At 67.6% G+C, this 15,565-nt stretch carries 13 protein-coding genes and 1 pseudogene; 9 read left to right on the forward strand and 5 right to left on the reverse strand.

Annotated elements, in window-relative coordinates; all coding sequences use genetic code 11:
- Window positions 1-278: 278 nt before the first annotated feature.
- The 5 genes and pseudogenes from AC0ZLC_RS25955 (at window position 279) to AC0ZLC_RS25975 (ending at window position 6,362) form a co-directional block, all read left to right on the forward strand.
- Entirely contained in the window at window positions 279-1,658 is a 1,380-nt protein-coding gene (locus tag AC0ZLC_RS25955; protein ID WP_476754375.1) for a dsDNA nuclease domain-containing protein, read from the forward strand.
- Window positions 1,655-2,227, forward strand: coding sequence for a hypothetical protein (locus tag AC0ZLC_RS25960; RefSeq protein ID WP_476754376.1), 573 nt, complete (start codon window positions 1,655-1,657; stop codon window positions 2,225-2,227). Before AC0ZLC_RS25955 ends, AC0ZLC_RS25960 begins: the two co-directional genes overlap by 4 nt.
- A 1-nt stretch (window position 2,228) precedes the next feature.
- The gene (locus tag AC0ZLC_RS25965; RefSeq protein WP_476754377.1) at window positions 2,229-4,166 is read left to right on the forward strand and encodes an AAA family ATPase; all 1,938 of its coding nucleotides are present in this window, start codon (window positions 2,229-2,231) and stop codon (window positions 4,164-4,166) included.
- Window positions 4,167-4,170: 4 nt separating this feature from the next.
- Window positions 4,171-4,347: pseudogene (locus tag AC0ZLC_RS25970) on the forward strand (helix-turn-helix domain-containing protein); the annotation flags it as partial.
- Window positions 4,348-4,580: 233 nt separating this feature from the next.
- A complete protein-coding gene (locus AC0ZLC_RS25975; RefSeq protein ID WP_476754378.1) occupies window positions 4,581-6,362 on the forward strand; it encodes a serine/threonine-protein kinase in 1,782 nt (593 codons plus the stop codon).
- 505 nt (window positions 6,363-6,867) lie between these two features.
- On the opposite strand, the gene AC0ZLC_RS25980 is transcribed toward AC0ZLC_RS25975, so the two are convergent.
- Entirely contained in the window at window positions 6,868-7,086 is a 219-nt protein-coding gene (locus tag AC0ZLC_RS25980) for a hypothetical protein (protein ID WP_476754379.1), read from the reverse strand.
- Between the two features lie 165 nt (window positions 7,087-7,251).
- Here AC0ZLC_RS25980 and AC0ZLC_RS25985 point away from each other — a divergent pair, with 165 nt between their 5' ends.
- Complete coding sequence (locus AC0ZLC_RS25985; protein WP_476754380.1) at window positions 7,252-8,511, forward strand: hypothetical protein; 1,260 nt, start codon at window positions 7,252-7,254, stop codon at window positions 8,509-8,511.
- Window positions 8,512-8,659: 148 nt separating this feature from the next.
- On the opposite strand, the gene AC0ZLC_RS25990 is transcribed toward AC0ZLC_RS25985, so the two are convergent.
- Window positions 8,660-9,460 (reverse strand): hypothetical protein, encoded by an 801-nt coding sequence (locus AC0ZLC_RS25990; RefSeq protein ID WP_476754381.1) that lies wholly within the window; start codon window positions 9,458-9,460, stop codon window positions 8,660-8,662.
- A 183-nt stretch (window positions 9,461-9,643) separates the two neighbouring features.
- On the opposite strand from AC0ZLC_RS25990, the gene AC0ZLC_RS25995 reads away from it, so the two are divergent.
- The 3 genes from AC0ZLC_RS25995 to AC0ZLC_RS26005 all read left to right on the forward strand — a co-directional run bounded on the left by AC0ZLC_RS25995 (window position 9,644) and on the right by AC0ZLC_RS26005 (window position 11,308).
- Window positions 9,644-10,165: a helix-turn-helix domain-containing protein gene (locus AC0ZLC_RS25995; protein ID WP_476754382.1), complete on the forward strand. Its 522-nt coding sequence runs from the start codon at window positions 9,644-9,646 to the stop codon at window positions 10,163-10,165.
- Between the two features lie 74 nt (window positions 10,166-10,239).
- Window positions 10,240-10,836, forward strand: a complete 597-nt coding sequence (locus AC0ZLC_RS26000) for a hypothetical protein (protein WP_476754383.1) — start codon at window positions 10,240-10,242, stop codon at window positions 10,834-10,836.
- A 127-nt stretch (window positions 10,837-10,963) separates the two neighbouring features.
- Complete coding sequence (locus tag AC0ZLC_RS26005; RefSeq protein WP_356169599.1) at window positions 10,964-11,308, forward strand: DUF2516 family protein; 345 nt, start codon at window positions 10,964-10,966, stop codon at window positions 11,306-11,308.
- A gap of 196 nt (window positions 11,309-11,504) precedes the next feature.
- Here AC0ZLC_RS26005 and AC0ZLC_RS26010 read toward each other — a convergent pair whose 3' ends face one another.
- The 3 genes from AC0ZLC_RS26010 to AC0ZLC_RS26020 form a co-directional block, all read right to left on the reverse strand.
- Window positions 11,505-12,809 (reverse strand): PP2C family protein-serine/threonine phosphatase, encoded by a 1,305-nt coding sequence (locus AC0ZLC_RS26010; RefSeq protein ID WP_476754384.1) that lies wholly within the window; start codon window positions 12,807-12,809, stop codon window positions 11,505-11,507.
- Window positions 12,810-13,196: 387 nt separating this feature from the next.
- The gene (locus AC0ZLC_RS26015) at window positions 13,197-14,285 is read right to left on the reverse strand and encodes a C40 family peptidase (protein ID WP_476754385.1); all 1,089 of its coding nucleotides are present in this window, start codon (window positions 14,283-14,285) and stop codon (window positions 13,197-13,199) included.
- A 236-nt stretch (window positions 14,286-14,521) separates the two neighbouring features.
- Entirely contained in the window at window positions 14,522-15,313 is a 792-nt protein-coding gene (locus AC0ZLC_RS26020) for a class I SAM-dependent methyltransferase (protein WP_476754422.1), read from the reverse strand.
- Between the last annotated feature and the right edge of the window lie 252 nt (window positions 15,314-15,565).

The following is a 15,565-nucleotide window of genomic DNA, read 5'->3' on the forward strand; positions in this document are numbered from 1 at the left end:
AGAGTGGGGGAGCGTTGCCATGAATCGCTTAGAAACGGTCCGCGATCTCACCGGACTGTGAAAGCTTCCCTGCTTCTGAGGTCTTTTGCATCTGTCCTGGTGAGGCTCGTCGTCCTCTGCCGAGGTGAGCGTACGAGGGCCTGATCAGACAGCAGCAGATCACGACGGAATGTTACGGAATGGTGCTGGAGTGTGATAAAGGTAGGGATCTTCCATTCCGGTGCCGGGATGGAAGCGGCGGGGGCGTGCCCTGATACAGGGCCGGATCGGGGGCGTCGATGGTCGATACGGCGGGCATGGGTGTTGGGGCTGAAGGCGCCAGAGCGTCCGCTGAGCCGGAGGTTTCGGGCGGTTCAGCGCACGCCATCTTCGAAATGGCTCCGGGGGAAGACAGCGGCTCGGACACGTTGGGCCGTTACCGGTACCAGGCGGAGGTGGCCGCGCGCGAGTGTCTCGCCATGCTCACGGAGGACGCAATTGACTTCGTCGTCTGCGAGTGGCACGAGGACTTCGTCGTGGCGTGGGTCGATGGATCAGTGGAACTGGTATCGGTCAAGCATCGCGAAGAGAATCAGGGCACGTGGTCGCTTACGGAGTTGTGCAAGAGCGGCGGCCTGACCCATCTCTTCGACCGCTGGTGCGCATGCGAGTGTGCCGCCAATGTCCGTCTCAGGCTGGCGACGAACGCGGCGCTGAGTCCGATCAAGGGTAATGCCGGCACGCTGGCTCGGATGTGCGGCCCGGAGCCGGAACTCACGGATGGGCTGTCCTCTATGGCGGAGGCAATCGCCCGCCAGATGCTCAAAGTCCGTTGGAAACAGCCCTATCCCAACGTCCCGGGCACACCCCAGGTGAGCAAGCTCGCGGACATCCAGGTGCCAACGGGGTTCGTGGAGAAGGTTCTTCGTTTCCTCGCAGTCCTGGAGATCTCCTGCGATCCACCCCAGCGCGCACACATCACCGACGTCAATATCCAACGGCTTCTGGTGCCTGCCGTCGAGCAACTGCAGCTGGCGCATGTCGACCTTGAGAGCACCTACCGGGCCGTCGTGGATCGGATCGAGCGTGCCAACCGTGATGAGAGCGACCGCAGCCAACTTGCTGTCTACATCGCCGACCCGAGCCGCGTCCGTCACAGCACGCGGATGCAGCAGCGCATCGGCCGGCGCAGAATCACCCGCGAGATCGTTCGCCAGGCGATCGCGTACACGACGGTTCAGCTGCCCACGTTCCCCCGCGGTCAGGCGTCCGTGGTGGCACCGGGAGGGGCAAAGCTCGGCCGCAAGCTGCGTCGGGGCCTGGTGCCCTCGGACGAGGCGGCGTTCGCCGAGCGGCTCCGCTCCGCGTGGTACACGACCTGGTCCGAGCGCCGCTCCGGCCTGGCCGGGGATGAAACCGACCTTATGAACCTGTCCATGGACGTGCTGGAGATGGCCTTCGAGTGCCGACGCCATGCTCGCGCTCAGGTCGCCGAGGGCAGCGAGTTCGGCAACAAGATGAACGACCTGCTGGCCGAGAAACTGAAGGTCGACGCTCTGCCGTCGATGCCGCCGTTCCTGCTCAGCAACCTGCATTTGCGGGGGCTGGCCTACCAGTTGTGCGACGAGTGCCTCTTCTTCTTCTCCGAGAATTTCAACACGGATGAGGAAGCCTCATGACCCACAGTGCCGACTTCGAGACCGCCGTAGCGCGCATGCGGACTCAGCGGCGGCAGGCAGAGCAGCGTGAGGTCCACTACCACGAGGCGCGCATCCTCCTGCTCATCTCGCAGTTCACCACCCCCAAAGGGGGGCTCGACGGTCTGACAAAGCTCGCCAAACTCGACTTCCTGCTGCGCTATCCAGCGATGCTGGAACGTCTCCTGCCCGCTGGCGAGGCGTCGTGGCCGGCAGGAACCGCCCCCACACCACCCGAGCGCCTCGCGGTCGAAAGCCGTATGACCCGCTACAAGTACGGTCCCTGGGACCAGCGCTACTACAGCGTCCTCGGCTCGCTCGCCGCCCGCGGCCTGATCGTCTACAGCAACAGCGCCAGAGCCGAATTCCGCGCCACGCCGCAGGGCGCCGCCGCCGCGGCCTCTCTTGCCGCAACGCCGGAATGGGCCGTTGTCGCCAGAAGGATCAAGCTGCTCAAGAGGCATTTCAACAAGTCAGGATCGGCCTTGAAGAACCTCATCTACGACCGTCTGCCCGACGCCGTCGACCGGCCCTGGCGGACGGAGATCTGACATGGCCGTCCACCTGCGCATCGTCTCTTTGACCGTCACAACCGCCGAGGCGGAACAGACCTACCGCTTCGACCGTCCGGCCACAGTGATCACCGGCCCCATCGGCACTGGCAAGTCCAGTCTGCTGATGCTCTTCAAGCACGCCCTCGGCGGCAGTGCCATGCTCACCCCGGCGGTCCGCGACCACGTCCTGTCGGTCCAGGCCGAGGTCGCGGCCGGCGACGAACGTGTCGTCCTCCGGCGGACCATCGAGGGAGACACCGCCGACTCCGTGGATCTCCTCGATCCACACTCCCTCGCTCTGGAACGCACCCTGCCTCTGCGGGCCTCGGAAGGCGTCACCACGCTCTCCGACCACCTCCTGGACGCGCTCGGCTTCCCGCGCGAACAGATCGCCGCACGGCGAGAAGGAGCAGCGAGGCCGCAGAACCTCACCTTCAACGACCTGTACGCCTACGCCTACCTCCAGGCACGCGAGATCGACCGCCAGGTCGTCGGTCACCTGGACAGCTGGTTTGAGACCAAGCGCAGAGAGCTCTTCCGCCTGATGTTCGGGCTCACCGACAGTGCGCTCATGGAGCTCAAGCGCACCAGGAACCAGCTCTTGGACACGCTGAAGGCCAGAACCGCCGAGCACGACAACGTCAGCTCCTTCCTGGCAGCCTCCGACCCCCGCAGCGACGACGAACTGCGGGCCGAACTCACTCAGCTGCGCGACACCCTGGAGCGGGCATCGTCCGCCCTGGCCAGCCTCCGCAACGAACTTGAGGAACAGACCGCCGCCGACACCGCGCTGCGTGACGAGTTGCAGAACGCCATCCGCACCGCCCGGCAGACCGAAGAAGAAGTGTCCGCGGCCGCCGACCTCGTGGAGGCGCGGCATGCCGTAGCCGCTCAGGTACAGCTCGACCTCTCCCGTCTCGCACGGTCGGTCACGGCCATCGACCAGCTCTCCCCCTTCGAGTTCGTCGTCTGCCCGCGGTGCATGCAGTCGCTGGCGGCCCGGGCCGTTGAGGACGGTCACTGCCTCGTCTGTCTCCAACCCGACCCAGTCGAGGCCGACATCGACCCGGCTGCCATCGAAGAAACACGCACGGTCCTGCAGCAGCAGCTTGAGGACGCACAGCGCATCCAGCAGTCGGACGAGGCGCACCTGCAGACCGTCCAAGAACGGTCGCAGCAACTCAGCTTCGCCGTCACCAGCCTGCGCCGAGAGCTCGACGCCCAGACCCGTGATGCGGTCGCCCCGCGCTTCGACGCCATCGCCGAGGCCAGCTCCCGCGTCGCCTCGCTCAAGGCCAGCATTGATGCCATCACCCAACTGCGCGAATCCTGGGCACGGGTGCGCACCATCGACGCCGACATCCGCTCACTCAAGGCTGACCGCCGGCAGGTGAACAAGGACATCAAGGAGAAGTCCGAGCAGCTCAAGGCCAACCAGACTCTGCTCGGTGATCTCAGCACTGAGTTCAGCCGACTGCTCACCAGCTGGAACCTGCCCTGGGTCGACACGGCCGTCATCGACCGCGACACCTACCTGCCGGTGGTCAACGGACGGTCCTTCGAGACCCTGCAGGCTTCCGGCGGGGGCATCGCCACCTCCGTCAACCTCGCCTACAGCCTCACGCTCCTTGCCTTCGGACTCGACCACTCCGACGTCCTCGTTCCATCGCTCCTCGTGATCGATTCACCGCGCAAGGCATTTGGCAACAACGCCTCCGACCGGCAACGCGCAGCCGAGATCTACAGTCGCTTCAGGACGCTGGCTGACGCATATGGCGAACGCTTGCAACTGATCATCGCCGACAATGACCCCCCGCCCATCACCAGCGACTCCTTCGGCAAGGTGGAATTCGACTACGAGAACCCCATGGTGCCCGGCGTGGATCACCCCGGTCCTGATCAGGTCACTCGCATCGAGAGCCAGTCAGATAGCTGACGATCTGGGTGTCTCGCGAGAGACGGTACGCAAGTGGCGGTCCCGGTTCGCCGCGAACCGGCTGGAGAGTCTGGCGGACCGACCGTGTTCGGGGCCACCGCGAAGGATCACCGACGAGCAGGTCGAAGCCCCAGTCGCCAGGACGCTCGGCCAGGCGCCACCGACGGGTGATTCGCACTGGTCGACACGTTCGACGGCCGAGGCGGAGGGCATGTCGCAGTCGGCCGTCTCGCGGATCTGGCGGGCGTTCGGCCTCAAGCCGCACATCGTGGAGACCTGGAAGCTGTCGACCGACCCGCAGTTCGTGACCAAGGTCCGCGACGTGGTGGGCATCTACCTCGCCCCGCTGGAGAACGCTTTGGTCCTGGCGGCAATGGCCGACGTCACCGACCCGAGGGTCAGTAGGGTGGATTCATGCCGAAGAATGAACCGTTCATCATCGACGGAGTCACTTACGAGCGCGATTCAGCTCCGGGAGAGGGCGGATCAGCCGTGGTGTGGAAGGCCCACCGTAAGCCTGACGGTCAGGTGTTCGCGGTCAAACGGATTAAGAAGGACCGCGACGCGGACTCCGCTCGCAACAAGCGTTTCAAGCAGGAGATCGAGTACGGGCAGACATCGAGCCACCCGAACGTCGTGAGTATCCACGCGCGCTCAGAGGACGCGAACTACTTCTACTACGTCATGGACTTCTACCCTATGACGCTGCGAAACGTGATCAACGAGGAAACCGATGCTGACGTGCTTCTCGACTACGCGCGCCAGCTCTGCGATGCGCTCGCGTACGTGCACGGCGACGGCATAGTGCATCGCGACATCAAACCTGAGAATGTCCTCGTCGACCCTGATGCGCGTCGGCTCGTCCTGGCCGACTTCGGCATCGCGCATTTCAAGGACTCCTCGCTCACGAATCGCGGGGACCTCTTGGTGAACCGGAACTACCTCGCTCCCGAGCAGATGGTGAGGAACAACGCCCTCGGTATCGGCAAGCCGGCGGATATCTTTGCGCTTGGCCTCGTCATAACCGAGATGTTCACGAAGCAGAACGCCCGAGGGCGACGACACGCGCTTTTGCGCGACCGCTACCCCTTCCTGGCCGACCTCGACCTGATCATTGAACAGATGCTGCTCCAAGATGAGGCGCAGCGGCTCCGCATCGACACCGTACGCGGCATGCTTCGGGTAACCCTTCAGCGACTCGACTCGGCAATCGAGGAGATCTCCGATGATCTGCGCCCCAACGAAGCGTCCGCCGACAGCTCATCCGGCGAGGTCGAGCGGATCCTCGGCCGTGCCGCCAGAGACGTGCTGTCGGCGAAGCATGTCTTCGAGCGGGTCGCCGACGGAGAGCTCGACCGATTCAACCTCAACTATCACTGCGAGGTTGCGTACCGGGTGAGCACGGAACTGTTCAATACATGTGCTCAAGCCGTTATATATGCCTCGTGCAAGGCGAAGTTCGACTATGAGGGCGCCGGGCGGTGGGACGAGAACGACGACGCCCTCGTGTTGTCGGCCGCCAAGCCGGGACTCCAACGCGAACTGGAGACGATTCTGGCTGATTTCCCCCTCCCTCAGTCTTCGCGCTGGGGCGGTTTGCCACGGCGGTCGGCTCACTTGTTCCGGTTCTGCAAGGACTACCACTGCGAAGAGCTGCTGACGAGCATCCGCGAATTTGTCTACGGTGAAGGCAGTGGCTCGTTGCGGGCGAATCTGATCAACGCCCCGATCCTCTGGATTACCCGCTGGATGCGTACGAATCTGGACACCGACTACCTGGAGTTCGACAAAACAGTTCGCGAGGACATCGGTTTCGAGCGCCACCTCTCGGTGCTCTGGGACGAGACGCTTCCGTTGGATTCGGCCCGAGAAGCGGTGGGAGTGGATCTGTTGACCGAGCCGCTCAACGCCGACGACGTCGCCGGCACGCTGCAGGCGCTTGAAGCGAAGTGGGATGTCTCCGTGGGAGAGCTCGTAGACGGTGGGTACTCGGTCATGTTCCGGTCACGCAACACGTACCGCTGCTTCCGCGACGAGGCGCTCGACCTCGCAGAACCGGGCTCAGTATTCGAAGCCGACGTCCTCAATCTGCTCCGCCCTGAGACGGAGTTCGACGACCTCGTCGCACTCACATGGGATCGGGACTTCGACGTGGCCATCACGCTCAGAAAGATCCTCGGCACCCCAACGCGCTAGTGTCCTGAGTCCAAATTTCAAGGGCGGTCATAGGACGGGGTGGTGCCTGGTCCGAATCCGTTGTCGCTGGAGTTGTCTGATCACGAACGCCAGGTGCTGCGTGGCTGGTTGCGTAAGCGGACTGCGTCTCAGGCGTTGGTGTTGCGATCAAGGATCGTGCTGGCGGGTGCGGAGGGTCGGGCCAACGCGCAGGTCGCGCCCGCACCGGGCGGGACGACCGCACGGCGCTCGATCTGGGTGTCTCGTGGGAGACGGTGCGTACGTGGCGGGCCCGATTCTTGGCGAATCGGCTGGAGGGTGGCTCAACCTCGTCGAGCGCTGGTTTGCCGAACTGGCCTGCCGCAAACTCGGGGTCTGCTGGTGAGGTGGCGTCGATATGCGTGCCCCGATATGGCGCTATCCCGCCGTGGCGACGGTTTACTAGACTACGACCAGGACAAGACAGCCGTCCTCGCAACGTCATTTTCCACGTCGTGAACGAATCCATCCTGACGGTGATCCTCCGCTAGCACCGCCGTTCTTCGCCGGAGTCAGGGGCCGCTGGCCTCTCGTGACCATTCGGCTGGATGCCGCGCGCGAACAGCAGCGAGGTGGCCGCCTCGGCGAGGTCGGCTGCGCCGCCGCGTTCATACACCCGCCACAGGAAGCGGAGCGCGAGCCGGAACGTCACCACGCCGCACAGCGGCGTGACCACGAACGCGGCGATGACGACGATGTCTGTCACGGTCGTCTCCTTTGAAGAGAGGCCACGGTTCGCAGCCGACAACTCAAGCGTCAGGGACGAAAATCTGGCCACCGACGATCCCGTACGACATCTGGTCATATCAGCCGAAAGTTGATCATGATCTATACATTCACTTACACCCGCTGACGGGTGGAGGATTGACGCATGGCCAAGCTGCACATGCCGGAGCTGGAAGACGGACCGCTGCGTGATCTGATCGTCGAACTGCACCGGCTCCACGCCCGCGCCGGGTGGCCAAGCACGCGTAAGATCGGCAAAGCCACGGGTCTCGGGCACATGACCGTGCACGCGGTCTTCGCCATGGGGACACTGCCAGGCTCGCCGCAGGTGCTCAAGATCGGGCTGTTTCTCATCAACGAGGATGTCCGCAGGCCCGATGAGACCGAGTTGCTGGATCACCTGGACAACTTGTGGACCGCTGCGGAGCGCCGAAGTGAGACTGCGGTGATGCAGCCGCCGAGCACCTACCAGAGCGAGCCGTTCAGGCTGGGCCCGATGAAATCGACCCTGCTCATCGTCGAGGGTGACGGCGGGCATCCAATCGCGCAGCAGGACGTCCGGCTCGTCATCGCCAACAAGACGGTCGAGGTGCCGGATGAGGTGGCTGAGTGGCGTGAGGCCATCGTCCAGGAACAGGCCCGGATCAAGACGTCCGGCCTCGAGCCGATGTGGAACGGTTCGAGTTACGCCGTGGACTACGTCTCGGTGTCCCGCGTGCCCGACGTCGAAGACGCCCGGGTCTCCATCGGGCTGCAGCGGTCCGACTACTTCACGTTCCTGGCTGCGCAGCAACTGGACCGTCCGATGCGGGACAGGCAGACGCTCCGCTCCAAGTACCTAGACGGGAAACCCTGGTCGTCGGTGCCGCCGTTCATCTCCAGCAGCTTCGGCATCAACGTCGCGGTAACCACGGCCGACGACCAGATCATCTTCTCGAAGCGGTCTGGCCGGGTCGGCACACAGCCGAACGTCTGGAACTCGTCTGCGAACGAGGGCCTGTCCCGGGAACTCGACTCGGCCGGCACCCAGCCACCCGACCTCTACCGGGTCGCGGAGCGAGGGCTCGAGGAGGAACTGGGCATCCTCCCCGGCGACTGCGAGCTCCAACTGCTCGGCATCACCCTTGACGTGAAACTGCACCACTGGGGTTGCATCTTTTGGGGCCGGTTGCGGAAACACACCGCTGAGGACTGGTTCGCGCGTACGTCCCGGGGCGTACGGGACCGGTACGAGCACGACAGCCACGACCTGGTGCCGTTCACCCCCGAGGCCGTCTTCAGGAAGCTCCTGAAGATCAACGATGAGGATGCCTGGGCCCCGATCGTCCCCGCTCTGTACTTCCTGACGCTGGTCCGTAGATTTGGCCGCGCCACCGTGGAACGGGTCGCGGCCAAAATGCTCTAGATCCGTCTCTCGGTCCACGTGGGAACGAGGCGGCTCGATCCGAGAGACGGACCCAACCCCCGCGCCTCTTCAGCCGGGTACGACATCGCCGTGGGACAACTCAGGCAGGAGATCGGCTCCTACTCGCCGAAGCTGGGCGTTGCCCAGGTCAGTTGGCGGCGCCCCGGCGAAGGCGACGCCGAGGGACGATGTCCCCAGAGATACCGAGGTGCGCGGTGGCCTGGTCAAGCTCCTCGGCCAGCAACTGCTCGCCGAGGATGGAGTCAAGGATTCGGCCGGCCTGGATCAGGCAGACGGCCGTCCAAATGACGTCGTTCAGGCCACTCTCCCTGGGCTTGTTGCGCAGTTCCCAGCCGTCGGCCCGTGTGCGATGGAGATACAGCTGCGCTGTCTCTCGTGTGGTGTGGGAGTAGGAACTGAGGTGCCTGTAGGGCAGATAGCCTTCCTGCTCCCCGAACGCCGCCATCAGGTCGGCGGTGTTGCGGATCTCGTTCGTCAGCCGGACGACCTCAGGGGCCGGGTGGGCGGTGCGTTCGTCGACAGCGGCACGGACCTTTGCCTCGACCTCATCTCCCTCGACATCCCACCCAGCTCGCTTCGCGTTAGTGATCAGCTTGAGGAGCTGGTCGTCGCTGTAGGCGTCAACGGCCTGCACCGCGGCGTCGCCGCCGTCGACGAGCCAGGCCATCGCCACCGCGTGCGTCATCAGGTTCCGCATCACCGGTGCGACGACGAACCCGTTACCGTTCTTGGCCGCCTCCGCCACCACGCGGGCGGAGTCCGAAATGAGCATCCACCAGCTCCACGCCACTGGTGCCACTGCCTCGTGTTCGCGGAGGAAGCCGATGCCGCCCACTCCGGAGGCCATCCTGTCGCGGGTGGCCAGCAGCTGGTCGATGACGTCGAGAGCGCGTCGGGCCGTGGCCTCGTCATGCGCAAAATCGGGCATAGCGTCAATCTATGGCGCCGTAGCCCGAAACCGCCCCACAATTTCCGACTGGACCTGGATGGCGACAGTTGTCGCGCAAATACGACACCTACCGTGCTCAGTCACAGGTCCGGGGGAGTGGCGTGGCGCACTTTTGCAAGCGGACGCTTGCAATTGTTAGCAGGGGTGGGGCAAGGTAGCGGCATGGCATCGCTCAACGTCGGCAATCTCGGTGAGTACCTGCGCGAGCAGCGGCGCAACGCGCAGCTGTCGCTGCGGCAGCTCGCCGACGCCGCCGGGGTGTCCAATCCGTATCTGAGCCAGATCGAGCGCGGGCTGCGCAAGCCGAGCGCGGAGGTGTTGCAGCAGGTCGCCAAGGCCCTGCGGATCTCCGCCGAGACGCTGTACGTGCGGGCCGGCATCCTCGACGCCGAGCGGGACCGGGACGAGGTGGAGACGCGTGCCGTCATCCTCGCCGATCCCACGCTGACCGAGCGGCAGAAGCAGGTGCTGCTCCAGATCTACGAGTCCTTCCGCAAGGAGAACGGGTTCGAGATAGCCGTGGCCGCCGAGGGCGAGCGGGAGACCGCCGTCGGGGACACCGACGCGCAGGCGGCCCCCGGCACGCAGCACACCCAAGACATACCTGATGTACGGGACACCACCCGCCGCGGCCCCCGCACGGCCGACGGCAGCGATGCCGGCCCGCAGCAGACGGCCGGTTGAGAAGTCCCACGGGCCTTCTCCGCAGCGGACCACCCACACCCTCAGTCGACAGCCGATCCGGGAGGACCACCCTCATGGCCATCACCGACGACATCCGCAAGGCCGCCACCGACCCGACGCCGCTGTACTTCCTGGCCGGCACCGCCGACCTGGCCGTCCAGCAGGCCAAGAAGGTGCCGGCGCTCGTGGAGCAGCTCCGCGCCGAGGCCCCGGCGCACATCGAGACCGTGCGCAACATCGATCCGGGCGCCGTCCAGGAGAAGGCCGGAGCCCGTGCCAAGGAGGCGCAGGCGACCCTCCAGACCAAGGTGACCGGCCTCATCAGCACCTTCGACACCGACCTGAAGAAGATCGGTGAGTCCGCCCAGGACCTCGCGCTGCGCGGTGTCGGCGTCGCCGCCGAGTACGCCGTGAAGGCCCGCGAGGCGTACGAGAAGGTCGCCGAGCACGGCGAGCAGACCGTGAAGACCTGGCGCGGTCAGGCGGCCGACGGCATCGAGGAACTGGCCGTGGCCGTCGAGCCGAAGGCCGAGCCGGGCGAGATCAAGGTCGAGGACAAGCCGGCCGCGACCGGCCCCGTGGCCGCCGCTCCCGCGCAGGCCGCGCCTGCGGCGAAGAAGACCCCGGCCAAGAAGAGCACCGCCAAGAAGACGACCCCGCCCGTCAAGTAGCACGGTCCCGGACCGCCCCCCGGGCGGTCGGAGGAGCGGTGAGCGGAGCCGGGCACCCTCGGGGTGCCCGGCCGGTTCTCCGGGTACGGTTGCCGCGTAGATGTCGTAGGAACGGGCGGTGGGCAGCATGTTGATGTTGGGCTTCGCGGGGTTGTTGGGACTGTTGAAGATCGTCCTCATGGCCCTCGCCGCCTTCGGGCTGTTCGACGCGGCCTTCCGTCGCGAGGACGCGTTCCGAGCGGCGGACAAGCAGACGAAGCCGTTCTGGCTGATCATCCTGGGGCTCGCCCTGGTGGTGAGCTACCTCTTCTCGATCCTGTCGTTCCTGCCGATCATCGGCGTCATCGCCAGCATCGTCTACATCGTCGACGTCCGGCCCGCGGTGCGTACGGCCTCCGGCGGTGGCGGCGGCCGCGGTCGCCGCGGTTCCAGCAGCGACGGCCCGTACGGCCCGTACAACGGCGGCCGCTGAACCGCCCAGCACCTGCTTCGTACGGCCCGTCGGCCCTGCTTCGGCTTCCGCCGGCCGGCAGGGGCGCGGCACTCCGGCACCGGCCCCCGCCACGCGAACTCGAACCCCGTCATGGAGAGTCGAGCAGCGTCGGCGGGGGCTTCGTCATGCGCGCGCCGCGCCGCGCGGCTGGCGGGCCTGGAGCAGTGGGCGTCCGTCAGCCGGTGCGGTCGAGGAGGAGGACCGCCACGTCGTCGGTCAGCTCACCGCCGTTGAGGTCCCTGACCTCGTTCACCGTCACGCGCAGCAGCTCCTCGCCCTCCAGGCCCTCGGCGATCCGGCGGCGCACCAGCTCCACCATGCCGTCCTGGCCGAGCCGCTCCTTGCCGTCGCCGACGCGGCCCTCGATCAGACCGTCGGTGTAGAGCATCAGGCTCCAGGCTGCGCCCAGCTCCACCTGCATGCGCGGCCAGCGGGCCTGGGGCAGCAGACCGAGTGCCGGACCGCCGTACTCGTACGGCAGCAGCCGCGCCGGGCGTCCCGGGCGGGCGATCAGCGGGGACGGGTGACCGGCCAGGCACAGGCCCGCCCGGCGGCCGTCCGGCGCGATGTCCACCGTGCAGAGGGTCGCGAAGATCTCGTCGTTGTCGCGCTCGTGCTCCAGCACCTGCTGGAGCGTCGAGAGCAGCTCGTCCCCGCACAGGCCGGCCAGCGTCAGCGCCCGCCACGCGATGCGCAGCTCCACGCCGAGCGCCGCCTCGTCGGGGCCGTGCCCGCAGACGTCGCCGATCATGGCGTGCACCGTGCCGTCGGGGGTGCGGACGGTGTCGTAGAAGTCGCCGCCCAGCAGCGCGCGGGAACGTCCCGGGCGATAGCGGGCCGCGAAACGCAGCGAGGAGCCGTCCAGCAGCGGCGTCGGCAGGAGCCCGCGCTCCAGCCGGGCGTTCTCCTGGGCCCGCAGCCGGGACTCGGTCAGCCGTCGCTCGGCCGTGTCGGAACGCTTCCGCTCCACCGCGTACCGGATCGCACGGCTCAGCAGCCGTCCGTCGAGTTCCTCGCGCAGGAGGTAGTCCTGGGCGCCCACTCGGACCGCCTCGGCGCCGCGCTCGGCGTCGCCGGACCCGGTGAGGGCCAGAACCGCGTGCCGTGGTGCCAGTTGCAGGACGTGCTTGAGGGTGGCCAGCTCGTCGCCGCTCTCGGCGGCGCGGCCCGGCGCGGGCAGCGTCAGGTCGAGCAGGATGCAGTGGACGTCGTCGGTGAGCAGCCGCTCGGCCTCGGTGAGGTTGCGCGCGGTGCGGATGCGGATGGGCTTGCCCGCCGCGTCCAGCATCCGGGGCACGCTCAGCGCACCCGCCGGGTCGTCCTCGATCACCAGCAGGGTGAGAGGGGTGGCGCCGTCGGCGGGAGCCGTGGGGCCGGCCGCCGGTGCGCTCGCGAACGGGGCAACGGGTGAGGACGCGGCTCGAGCCTGACCACTCTCCACGGCCGGGATCGCTCTCTGCCGCGGTACGGGTGCGGGCATCGTTGTGGGTTCCTTCCCTCCCCCCGAGGGTGTGGTGGGGCGAAGGTCCGACCCACCGACGGGGACCATAGCGGTAGCCGGCGCCGCAGCGGAATGGTGCGGGGAGAACGGCCTCCGTCATATGCCGCATCCCGTACCGCAATTGGGCACGGGACCGCCCCGCGGGTAATGACGAAGGTCACGTCGCGCGGGTTGCCCGGCCGCACGGACGTGACTCATCCCACGTGCGGTGGGTCACGTCCCCTCCGGCACACCCGTCCGGCACGCCCGCACAGGGCGTCCCCGGGGTGCGTCCGCACGACGTCTGCGAAACGCGCCCCGCCCGCCCCGTCCCCGTCCCGCTTCCGTCCCGTACGACAGGGGGACCGGCGCTCGCCCGGACCGCCCCTACTTGTCGGGGCGTACGACGCCGAGTATCGGCATCGAGCCCGCGCCCGCGATCGTCACCGAGCGCCCCGGCCGCGGGGCGTGGACGATCGCGCCGTCACCGACGTACATCCCGACGTGGCTGGCGTCGTCGAAGTAGATGACGAGGTCGCCGGGGCGCATGTCCCGCACGTCGACGCGCGTCAGCTGCTTCCACTGCTCCTGGGAGGTGCGCGGGATGCCCCGCCCGGCGGCGGCCCACGCCTGGGACGTCAGCCCCGAGCAGTCGTACGCCTTCGGCCCCTCGGCGCCCCACACGTACGGCTTGCCGACCTGGGCGGTCGCGTACCGCACGGCCTTCCTGCCCTGCGCGGACGCCCTGCCGTCGACCTCCGCGAGGACGCCGGAGCCGAGCCACGCAGTCTGCGCCGCGTGTGCCGCGTCCTCCTCCAGCTTCGCGAGCCGCTTCTTCTCCTCGGCCGCGAGCTGCGACTCGAGCTTCTCGGCGGCGGCGATCCGCTGCCTGATCTTCTTCTTGGCGGCCGCCTTGGACTTTCGGTTGGCCTCCAGCCGCCGCCACTGCGCGGAGGCGTCCTTCGTGTACTGCGCCAGATCCTTCTGCGTGCGCCCCAGTTCGCCGAGCAGGCCCTTGGTCGCGTGCTCGCCCTGACGCACCCGGCCCGCGCCGTCGAGATACTCCTGCGGGTTGTCGCTCAGCCACAGCCGGGCGTTCGGCGGCAGTCCGCCGCCGCGGTACTGGGCGCGGGCCGCCGCGCCTGCCCGGTCCTGCAGCTTGTCCAGTTTCGCCTGGCCCTTGACGATCTCCCGGGCCAGCTCGACGAGCTGCGTCGACTGCTTCTCGGTCTTCTCCTCGGCGGCGTTGTACGCGTCAGTGGCGACCGCCGCCTCGTGGTAGAGCTTCTCCAGCTTCTCGCGGACCTCTTCAAGGTCCCTGCCGCTTCTGGGGGTTGCGCCGGACGACGGCGCGGGTGCCGGAGTGGGGCCCGGGTCCGCCGGGCTCGCGAACGCCGTGCCCGGTGCGCTCAGCACGGTGACCGCGCAGACGAGAGCCACGGCCGCAGTGGTCAGGCTGCGCTTGCCGGATCCCATACTTCACCCCCAAAGCTGATTTACCGTCAGTAACTTACGGTCGTCTGGGGGATCGTGCCACGCCGACGCGCGGTACGACAGAGGCGGGCGGCAACTCCCTGCCCCTCTTCCCCGCTTCGATATTCCCCCCGAAGCGATCTCCCCCCTGTGTGACGAGCGACTCACGGAGATCGTTCCCCGCGGGACGGACGCCTCACGGCCGCCGGCTCCGCGACCCCGTGAAACCCGTAAACCCGTCACGTCCGCGGCGCCAACGCCTCCCACAGCACCGTCACTTCACCCTGCCGCCAGCGTCCCGCGCCGTCCGCCACGGGCCAGTCCGCCGTCAGGGCGCGGACCGCGCGTATCCAGCGCTGCCGGGCGCCGTACGCGGCGTAGGGCGCGGCGGCGGCCCAGGCGCGGTCGAAGTCCCGCAGGAAGGCGTGCACCGGCTCGCCCGGCACATTGCGGTGGATGAGTGCCTTCGGAAGCCGTTCGGCGAGGTCCGACGGGCGGTCCAGGGAGCCCAGACGGGCGGCGAACGTGACCGTGCGCGGGCCCTCGGGGCCGAGGGCGACCCAGACGTGACGGCGGCCGATCTCGTCGCAGGTGCCCTCGACGAGCAGTCCGCCGCGGGAGCTGCTCGCCGGGTCGGCGGGCGTGAGCCGCGCGCGCATCAGCTCCCAGGCGGCGGCCACCTCGTCCTCGTCGTACTGCCGCAGGACGTTCGCGGCGCGGATCAGCGACACCCGGCCCGGCACCGGGACCTCGAAGCCGCCCCGCCGGAAGACGAGACCCTCGCGCTCGTACGGCCGGGCGACCGCGACCCGCTCCGGCTCGATCTCCACGCCCACCACGCGGGCCCGCGGCGCGGCGGTGCGCAGCCGCTCCAGCAGCTCGACCGCCGTCCACGGGGCCGCCCCGTACCCGAGGTCGACCGCGACGGGGTCGGCGGCGCGGCGCAGTTCGGCGCCGTGGGCCGCGGCGATCCAGCGGTCCATCCGGCGCAGGCGGTTGGGGTTCGTCGTCCCGCGCGTCACCGCTCCCACGATGGGGGACCCGGCGCGCGAGCGGGGCCGGGAGTGCGCGAGGGACGCGGCGCGGGCTGTCATGCGTACGAGGGTATGCGGCGCGCGCGGGCGCGCGGCATGCCTGTGGACAACGGCCGCGTACGCAGACCGACCTCGAACGGTTGAGCGATCACCGGTAATGATTCGGCAAAGAGGAAATGAGGCGGACTGCGCTGGCGTTCCCCACGGTGAAGGGCGACGTGTGCCCTTCGGACGCCACACCCGCAGCGA

Source organism: Streptomyces sp. GLSS-08 (assembly GCF_056387915.1).